Below are 8,323 nucleotides of genomic sequence, written 5' to 3'. Positions count from 1 at the left end.
GCGAGAACCAGCCCAAGGTTTTCCAGGAAGGTCGGCCTGAAGTTGTCCATGCGAACGCAGCCGACGCCGAATTGCCCCTTCAGCGCGGCCCAGGAGATGGGTGTGGCGTGTGCTAAGGCGTGCAGGCGGTAGGCCAGCCAAGCGTAAACGTCGAGCGCCACTGAGTTGTTGCTGATGCGCTGAATGGCCGCCTCTTCCACCGGCACCGGATGGCTACGAAGTTGGTCGAAGAACACTTCGGAGAGCCGGGCGAATCCCGCAAGCGGTGCATGGTGGGCCGGATCACCGGTCGGCACGAACATGGCGGTGTCCAGCACGTTCTGGTTCAGCAGACCGATCCTGTTGCCTGCCTCGACGTGGAAGGTGAAACGGCAGCGCGCGATGCGTTCGGCCTGCTCACGGACGGCATACTGCGATCTGCCGCCGCTGCTGATGTTCATGCAGCCGAGCCAGTGCCGCAGGCTACTCCCGAGCGGGATGTCGCGCGAGTTGGTGCGCAGCGCCTCCGTTTGCAGGTAGAGCATGATGAGCCTTGCGCGGCTGCCATAGGGCACTCCCACGGGCACCAGATTGCCGGAGCCATCCCGGCGCCGGCCGGGCTCGACGGCGAGGGTCACGTGCTCGCTGCTGATCTGCCACGGCGCGTCATCTGGCAGGCGTCGGTGAGGGAGCGCCGCTTGGCACCAGCCTGAGTACAGGAAGCCGATCGCGGCGCTCTCGTCCGCCATGTAGCCCGCGGCCGCCTCGACCACATGCTGGTTGATGTCGGTCCGCAGCGCGGCCGCCTTGCCGTCGGCATCCAGGATGTCGTGGACCATTGCCATGGCCCAGGAGCATCGCACATATCCCGACCGATTGTCGCTGGGGACTTTGCCAGGAACAGCTACTAGGGAAGCTAATTGTAATTCTAATTGTAGTGGCTGGGCAAAGTCCCCGGGATAACTTTCTAACCTACTGATTTAGCATGTTCCGCCTCGGATGGGTCCCTGGCAAAGTCCCCACCAGCCCTGGTAAAGTCCCCAACCGGGCTGTGGACAGACCTCCTCGCGTCACGTGCCATGGTCGCCGTCCGTAGAGCCTAAAGTGGCCTTTGCCGTCCGGCGATTTAAGAGGTTAGCGCTCTCACGCCCACCCCTTTCAGGGTGTTGAGGCCGGACCATCTTTCGGCTTGCGATTGCAGGCAGGAACGGAAGCGACGCCATGCGGACCTCTGTCCTCGAGCGTTTTGAGCAGCGCGCGCCGGCGAGCGTGATGGCACGGATCGCGCTGGAGCACGCCCTCCCGAGCGAGTGGATCGACACGGTGTTCGAAGAGCATCGGCAGCGGCAGTACTCGCGCGAGCTGCTGTTCTCGACCGTGATCGAGCTGGTGACGCTGGTCTCCCTCGGCCTGCGCCCGTCCTTGCACGCGGCGGCGCGGAGCCTGGAGACGCTGCCGGTGTCGCTCGGCGCGCTCTACGACAAGGTCAATCGCACCGAGCCTGCCGTGCTGAGGGCGCTGGTCCGCGGCAGCGCCGAGCGGCTGGCGCCGGTGACCGTGGGCTGGGATGGCGGCGCCAGCCTGCCAGGCTGGCAGCTGCGCGTGCTCGACGGCAACCACCTGCCAGCCAGCGAGAAGCGCCTCGCCCCTTTGCGCGGGCATCGCGGCGCGGCGCTGCCGGGGCACACCTTGGTGGTCTACGACCCGGACTGCGGGCTGGTCACGGACATCCTGCCCAGTGAGGATGCGCACCAGAGCGAGCGCGCCGCCGTCGCTGGCTTGCTCGACAGCGCTCAACCGGGGCAGCTGTGGATTGCCGATCGGCAGTTCTGCACGCGAACGGTCCTGCTGGGCTGGCAGGCGGCGCAGGCCGGCTTCCTGGTGCGCGAGCATGGCCGTCATCCGAAGCTGGCGGCAGAGGGACCCTGGCGCGACTGCGGCCGCAGCGAGACTGGTGTGGTGCGCGAGCAGCGGATCGAGTTGGCCGGATCGTCCCAGCCTTGGCGGCGCATTGAGCTCACTCTCGACACGCCGACCGAGGCGGGTGAGAGCGTGATCCGGCTGTGGAGCAATCTGCCTGAGCGGGTTGACGCGCGACAGATCGCCCAGCTGTATCGTCGGCGGTGGTCGGTGGAAGGCATGTTCCAGCGGCTTGAAGCGGCACTGAACAGCGAGCTGCGCAGCCTCGGTCATCCGCGCGCCGCCCTGCTCGGCTTCGCTGTCGCCGTGCTCGCCTACAATGTCCTCGCCCTGCTGCAGCGCTGCATCGAGCAGGCGCACCTGGCCACTCACCCCGCCCTGCAGGTGTCGCTCTACCATTTGGCTCTGCAGGTCCGCGGCGGCTACGAGGGCATGCTCATCGCCCTACCCGACACGCCGTCGACATCCGGCAACCCCGACCCAGCTGCGGTCGCTGCGCATCTGCTACGGCTCGCCCGCAACGTCGTGCCACGTCAAGTCGCGGCCAGCCCGCGCAAGCCCAAACCGGTTGCGAAGAGAGGCTACGTCGACGGCAAGACCGCACGAACGCACCTCTCAACCGCCCGCGTCCTCGCCGAGGCCAAGGCAGCAACACCCTGAAAGGGGTGGCTCTCACGCCCGCGATTGGCCCGCGGCCAAACAAGGCGCCACTCCTATCGGTGTCAGCCATGAATGCCTCGGCGACGTCCCAGGGTCATTGGCATTCCGTAGGAGGCTGAGGACGCCCGCCCCCATCGAGCAGAGTGACCCCGCCGTATTCACGCTCGGGCGCATTGACGCCGTGTCGGGCGGCGTCAGGTGACGGGTGGGCCGCCGATGGCGGCGCGAAGCGCCTTTTTGGAGGGCTCGGCGTCTGTTGAGCGCGTGCAGGGGCTCTGCGGCAGCGTTGGCAGCGTGGTTGATGCGTGCTGCGAGCATGCGGGCTCGTCCGCCGAGGATGCTGGCGGAGTTTTGCGCGGCACGGCGTGTTGGACGGAGGTTGGCTTCAGGGCCCCGCCCAGGTGAAGCGCTCGAAGCGAGGCCAGAGGGCGCTCCAGAGGCCGGCGGCAGTCTGAGCGATGACAAGGGTGACGCGACGGGCATGGAGCAGGACGCGGCCGCCGACGCGCAGCACGCGCTCGCGGAAGCGCCGCAGGCTCCAGCCGGTTTGGGTGGCGAGTTCCATGGCGCGGCGGCCGGCATGCATCAGTTCGTAGGCCAGCAGGTGCAGCAGCAGGATGGCCTCGTTGCGGGCGGCGGCGTCGATGCCGGTGGGCAGCGCCGGCAGCGGGTTGTCACGGTAGCGGCTTTTGGTGCGCGGCGCCGAGGACAGCGCCGGCGCGAGGACGTCCATTAGCTCGCCGAAATGGCCCTCCGCTGTGCCCCGCTGTCGATAATGCGCCAGCAGATCTTCGGCAGGCACGGCGGCGGCACTGAAGCTGGTCAGCAGCCAGAAGTGGTCGAGCAGCAGGTCGTCCGGGCGCTCCTTGACCACCAGCACGACCCGGCGCGGGCGCGACCAGGGGCCGGCCTGGTACTCCAGCTCGTGCAGCCACAGCCGCGGCTCGGCCGGCGGTCGTCCCGGTGGGCGCCTGAGGTACAGCCCGGCCAGCCGATCGAGCGCGCGGTTGTTGCGCAGCCTGGCGACATAGGGCGTGCCACGCCGCTCCAACCCGGCGAGCAGCTGCTCCTCGGGGAAGCCGGCGTCCATGCGCACCGCCGCAACCTGGCACATGGAGCCTTCCAGGCGGTCGACGAGGTCGAGGACGAAGTCGAGCGCGTCCTAGGCGGTGTGCGCGTTGCCGGGCCGCAGCCGGGCATCGAGCAGGTCGCCCGTCTCTGCCGCGCAGGCGATGATCGGGTGATACATGCGCTGGTGATAGTGCCCGTTCCAGGCCGAGCCCGGCTGCTCACCATGCACCTCGACCGGCAGGCCGTCGACGTCGATGGTGAGGTAGCGCAGCTTGTGGCCTCCACGCTCGGCCCGCAGCCGCCGGGCGGCGAGCTCGCCGACCGCCTCGCGCAGCACGGGCCGGTTGGGCTCGAGCGTCAGGATGTCGAGCAGGCGCGACAGCGTCGGCTGCGAGGCCAGGTGTGCCCCCTCGGCCAGCGGCGTGGTGCTGCGCGTCCCGGCCGCGGCCAGCCGCAGCGCGGGATCGAGCCGCAGGGCATCGGCGTCGTCCTGGTCGCGCCAGCCCTGCGCGAAGAGCAGCAGCATGGTGCGCAGCAGGTCGGCCAAGGGATAGGTTACCAGATGCGGTTGGCGTGGATCGTGCAGCCGTTCGGTCAGCCAGTCGATGATCCCGCTGCGCTCCATCACCTCGCGCGTGATCACCGCGCCTGCGTCGCTGGTGAGGCGTTCGACACGAGCCTCGATCACCACGCCTGCGTTGAAGCTCGGATGGAAGGTCGATGGCGTTTCACCCATGGGTGGTTCGGCTCTCGCTGACATCGCAGCGCAAATGCCTGAATCAGAAACGCATCTCGCGCAAGAACCCGCTCAGAGCGCTGTCAGCGAGAATACGATGGGGTGACCGGCGGGTCGCCGCGGTCGAACCGCGCGGCCGCCCGCCAAGCTATGCAGCGAGCGGCCCCGACAGGGAACGAACCAGTGTTTCCTCTCGTGGGTCGAATTCTGCCACAGCATCGGCCAGGAAACCGAGGAAAGCCGAGATTCGGGGCGGCAACTGCGGTGTCCGACGGTATAGGGCGTAGACCGGAGGACCTGGTGGCAGCCGCCATCCTGGCAGGAGAGGCACCAACTGGCCTGACGAGATCAGGGCTGGATCGAACATGCCGATGCGCATGATCCCATCACCTCTGCATGCCATGGCGATCAGGCCCTCTCGGTCGTCCGTCACCACCGTGCTCGGAACCCGAACTCTCGGCCGCTCCGATCCGCGCTCAAACTGCCACTCGTCCGCCAAGTGAGGCAGATGTGGCGGTTTGTAAACCAGGCAGCGGTGACGCAGCAGATCCTCCGGATGCTCAAGGGCACCGGCCTCGCCGACGTAGGACGGCGACGCATAAAGGCCATGGCGAATGACACCGAGCCTCCGCGCGACGAGGCGGGTCTTCTCTGGCTCCTCCACCCGCAACAGCACGTCCATGCCGGCCAGCTGCATCTCGCTCGGCCGATACTGAGTGAGGATTTCCAGGCTCAAGTCCGGGTGCCGGCGCAGGAAACCACCGATGCGCGGAGTGACGAGGTGACGGTTCAGCGCCGCGCTCAGCCCGATGCGCAACGTGCCGGTCAGGTGCTCAGGATGCGCCGAGGTCTGCGCCAGCAGGTCCAGTTCTCCGAGCCGGTCCAGAATGTCACGGCCGCAGCGGTAGGCCGCCTGACCCTCGTCGGTCAGCCGAAACTGCCGTGTGGTGCGGTGAATAAGCCTGACACCGACCTGCCGTTCGAGCTCGGCAATGCCATGGCTGACGGCCGAGGACGTGACACGCAGCGTCGCAGCGGCAGCGGTGAAGCTGCCGGCCTCGGTGGCGCGCACCAGCATTTCCAGGTTGCGCACACGATTCATGACAACCCTCCCCGTACGCAGCCCTCCGCATTTCTGAATCCGGCTCAGGAGAGAAGTGCGAAAGGAACGGCTTCCAAGCAGCCTCTTGAAAAGTCTACCTTGCGCCAAAGCACTCGCAGGAGATGTGGACGTGCTTAGAATTTCGCGTCATGCCTCTGGCCGGCGGCGGACTGCGATGGGCATGGTTCTGGCTGCCGCTGCAGCCAACCTTGCTGGGGGCCCTTGGTGGGCAGGCTGGGCCGAGGTTGTCCAGGGCCGCCCGATACGAATCGTGGTGCCGGTGCCGCCCGGGGTCAGTTCCATTGACCTAGCCGCTCGCGCTGTCGCCCGGGTTATGCAGGAGACGCTCAATGCGCCCGTCTTGGTTGAAAACCAGCCGGGAGGAGGCGGAATCCTCGCTGCCGAGGCCGTCCTGCGCACACCGCCGGACGGGCACACGCTGTTTCTCGGCGGCGTCGGCTCGCTCGTCGATGTCTTCCTCGCTGCCGGTAGGCAGCCGCTCGATCCGCTGCGGGACCTGGTGCCCGTCGGTCGCGTCACACGCGACCATTGGCTCGTGGCCGCCGCACCGTCGCTCGGTGCCGCCTCGGTCGCCGAGCTCGTGGCGTTGGCACGGCAGCGACCTGGCGAGCTGACCTATGCCTCCTTCGGTGTCGGCAGCCCCTTCCATGTAGCCGCCGTCCGTTTTTGCCGCGGCGTCGGTATCGAGGCGACACACGTCCCCTATCGGGACAGCTACATGGGAGACCTGCTGGCGGGGCGGATCTCCTTCGTGGTGCAGTCGTCAGCGCCGGTGCAGCCGCACGTGGCTGCTGGGCGCCTGCGCGGTCTCGCCGTCTTGTCCGCGACGCGGCTCCCGGGGCTGCCCGAGGTTCCAACCATCGCCGAGACCGGGCATTCCGACCTCGACTACAACAGCGGGGTTGTTCTGTACGCGCCCGGCGGTACGCTCGCTGGCGCCGTCAGCAGGTTGAACGCTGCGCTGAACGAGGCCCTGCGGGTGTCAGCGCTCCGTGCACGCTTCGCAGAGTTGGGGCTGGAAGCGACGGAAGGTTCGCCGGCCGACGCCGAACGTTTCGTGCGATGGAACATGGCGGCCAACGAAGACGCCCGGGCCGCCATTTTGGCCGAACGTAATGTCGGAACGCCCGAAGGCAGGCCACGATGACAGGCGGCACACCCCGCTCCGCCATCGCTGAGGTGTTGCAGCTGGCAACCGCCTACCAGGGCTCGCGCGCCTTGCACGTCGCCGTCCGTCTTGGCATTCCAGACCTTCTGGCCAATGGACCAAGATCGGTCGAGGAACTGGCGGCCGCCGCGGATGCGCATGCCCCCTCGCTCCGTCGCCTGCTGCGCGCTCTCGTCGCGTTTGAGGTACTCGTAGAGGAGGCCGACGGCCGCTTCGGGCTCGGCGCCCTCGGTACCTGCCTATGCGCCAGTGCGCCCGATTCGGTGAGCGACTTGGTGACAATGTGGGGCGACGAGGACTTCTGGCGCACCTGGAGCGAGCTCGAGCACAGCGTGCGAACAGGCGAGACTGCGGCCACGCATCTCTTCGGGACGAGCAACGCCTTCGCGCGCTACGCCGCCGATGAGCGGCTCGGGAAGGTGTTCAATGCCGGGATGACGGCTCTATCCGCGTCAGTCGCCGCGGCTCTGGTGTCGAGCTACGACTTTTCCGGCGTGGCGCGGGTTGTCGACGTGGCCGGGGGCCAGGGACGATTGCTGGTCGAGATCCTTCGCTCGAACCCACGGGCCCGCGGCGTGCTGATGGATCTTCCGACAGTGGTGACTGGCGCTGCGGACCTTCTCCGGGCGGCTGGCATCGCGGAGCGCTGCGAGGTGGTGGAAGGTGACATGTTTGCCACTGTGCCGGTGGGCGGTGATGTCTATCTGCTGAAAAGCATCCTCCACGATTGGGACGACGAATCTGCCCTGGCCATTTTGAGGAACTGTCGCCGTGCAATGTCGGACGGCGCGCGCCTGCTGCTGGTCGAGCGGGTGCTGCCGGAGCGCGTCGCCTCGGGGTCGAACGTGCGCACCTTACTTCTGAGCGATCTCAACATGCTGGTGCGGAACGGCGGACGCGAGCGCACTGCCGCCGAGTTCAGCGCCCTGCTCGGCGCGGCGGGCCTGCGATTGACACAGGTGATTCCGACCGGCACGCCGTTCAGCGTGGTCGAGGCGCTCCCGGTTCCCAGGGACGCCGAGACGGTGCGGCAGCAGGGCCCGATGCTGGCGGCGGGATGCGGGCCCCATGAGTGACCGCCCGCAAAACGCTGACGACACAGGCCTCGCCGGACATGTCGAGGCTCCTCTCGTCCGATTGGCCTTGCGCCTGGATGCATTGACGGATGCGTACGAGGCAGCCATCGAGCTCTTCTACAACATCGAAATGCAGAGCCCGCCGAGCCCGTGGTTTCCGCGCTTGGCGGAGCGGGCAGACCGCCTGCTCTCCGAATGCCGCATCCGGGCCAGGCTGCTCGCCGAGACCCCAGCCAGAACCCTGCTGGGTGCGGTGCTCAAGAGTCAGGCGCTGAGCCGCTTCTATGACGCCGATAATGAGCGCGACCCGCAGAGCGTCCAGGTCATCCACTCCCTCAGTTCCGACCTGGAGCACTTGGCGGCAGAGCAGGGGTTACTTCCGACGGTGCAGAGCCTGAGGACTTCAGTAACCGCTGCTCGTTGCCCGCGGCACCACCGCAAGACCCGAGGCTAGGCGCCTCACCCGCCCGCTGTATCACCTTGCCCTGCGACGGGAAATGAACATCGCAATACAGCGCGGCCGGGACCATTCTATGCATCCGCATGGAGACGTCTAAAAACCCTATTGCCACTGAAAGAAGGACAATCCG

6 protein-coding genes and 1 pseudogene are annotated in these 8,323 nt (G+C 67.3%); 4 read left to right on the top strand and 3 right to left on the bottom strand.

Annotated elements, in window-relative coordinates:
- A partial coding sequence (locus Q7A36_RS31145) for a replication protein RepA (RefSeq protein WP_305107687.1) occupies positions 1-818 on the bottom strand: 818 nt, incomplete at its 3' end.
- A 433-nt stretch (positions 819-1,251) separates the two neighbouring features.
- On the opposite strand from Q7A36_RS31145, the gene Q7A36_RS31140 reads away from it, so the two are divergent.
- Positions 1,252-2,559 carry an IS4 family transposase gene (locus Q7A36_RS31140; RefSeq protein WP_305107689.1) on the top strand — a complete coding sequence of 436 codons (1,308 nt, stop codon included), beginning with the start codon at positions 1,252-1,254 and terminating at the stop codon, positions 2,557-2,559.
- Positions 2,560-2,944: 385 nt separating this feature from the next.
- Here Q7A36_RS31140 and Q7A36_RS31135 read toward each other — a convergent pair.
- Positions 2,945-4,366, bottom strand: a pseudogene (locus tag Q7A36_RS31135) (IS1380 family transposase).
- Between the two features lie 148 nt (positions 4,367-4,514).
- Positions 4,515-5,468: a LysR family transcriptional regulator gene (locus Q7A36_RS31130; RefSeq protein ID WP_305107686.1), complete on the bottom strand. Its 954-nt coding sequence runs from the start codon at positions 5,466-5,468 to the stop codon at positions 4,515-4,517.
- Positions 5,469-5,643: 175 nt separating this feature from the next.
- Here Q7A36_RS31130 and Q7A36_RS31125 point away from each other — a divergent pair, with 175 nt between their 5' ends.
- The 3 genes from Q7A36_RS31125 to Q7A36_RS31115 are packed head-to-tail and all read left to right on the top strand — an operon-like array spanning position 5,644 to position 8,187.
- Entirely contained in the window at positions 5,644-6,636 is a 993-nt protein-coding gene (locus tag Q7A36_RS31125; protein WP_370655733.1) for a Bug family tripartite tricarboxylate transporter substrate binding protein, read from the top strand.
- Complete coding sequence (locus Q7A36_RS31120) at positions 6,633-7,733, top strand: methyltransferase (RefSeq protein ID WP_305107685.1); 1,101 nt, start codon at positions 6,633-6,635, stop codon at positions 7,731-7,733. Before Q7A36_RS31125 ends, Q7A36_RS31120 begins: the two co-directional genes overlap by 4 nt.
- Positions 7,726-8,187, top strand: a complete 462-nt coding sequence (locus Q7A36_RS31115) for a hypothetical protein (RefSeq protein ID WP_305107684.1) — start codon at positions 7,726-7,728, stop codon at positions 8,185-8,187. The genes Q7A36_RS31120 and Q7A36_RS31115 overlap by 8 nt, the downstream gene beginning before the upstream one ends.
- The last annotated feature ends 136 nt before the right edge of the window (positions 8,188-8,323 follow it).

Source organism: Paracraurococcus lichenis (genome assembly GCF_030657435.1).
Classification (GTDB): domain Bacteria; phylum Pseudomonadota; class Alphaproteobacteria; order Acetobacterales; family Acetobacteraceae; genus Paracraurococcus; species Paracraurococcus lichenis.
Note: the sequence above shows the minus strand (reverse complement) of the source record. Positions and strands in the feature narration are given on the sequence as shown.

What these genes read in the sequence shown, in the direction of transcription:
- Q7A36_RS31140 (WP_305107689.1), top strand. Translation starts at nt 1,252, where the DNA reads ATGGCACGGATCGCGCTGGAGCACGCCCTCCCGAGCGAGTGGATCGAC.
- Q7A36_RS31130 (WP_305107686.1), bottom strand. Translation starts at nt 5,468, where the DNA reads ATGAATCGTGTGCGCAACCTGGAAATGCTGGTGCGCGCCACCGAGGCC.
- Q7A36_RS31125 (WP_370655733.1), top strand. Translation starts at nt 5,644, where the DNA reads ATGGGCATGGTTCTGGCTGCCGCTGCAGCCAACCTTGCTGGGGGCCCT.
- Q7A36_RS31120 (WP_305107685.1), top strand. Translation starts at nt 6,633, where the DNA reads ATGACAGGCGGCACACCCCGCTCCGCCATCGCTGAGGTGTTGCAGCTG.
- Q7A36_RS31115 (WP_305107684.1), top strand. Translation starts at nt 7,726, where the DNA reads ATGAGTGACCGCCCGCAAAACGCTGACGACACAGGCCTCGCCGGACAT.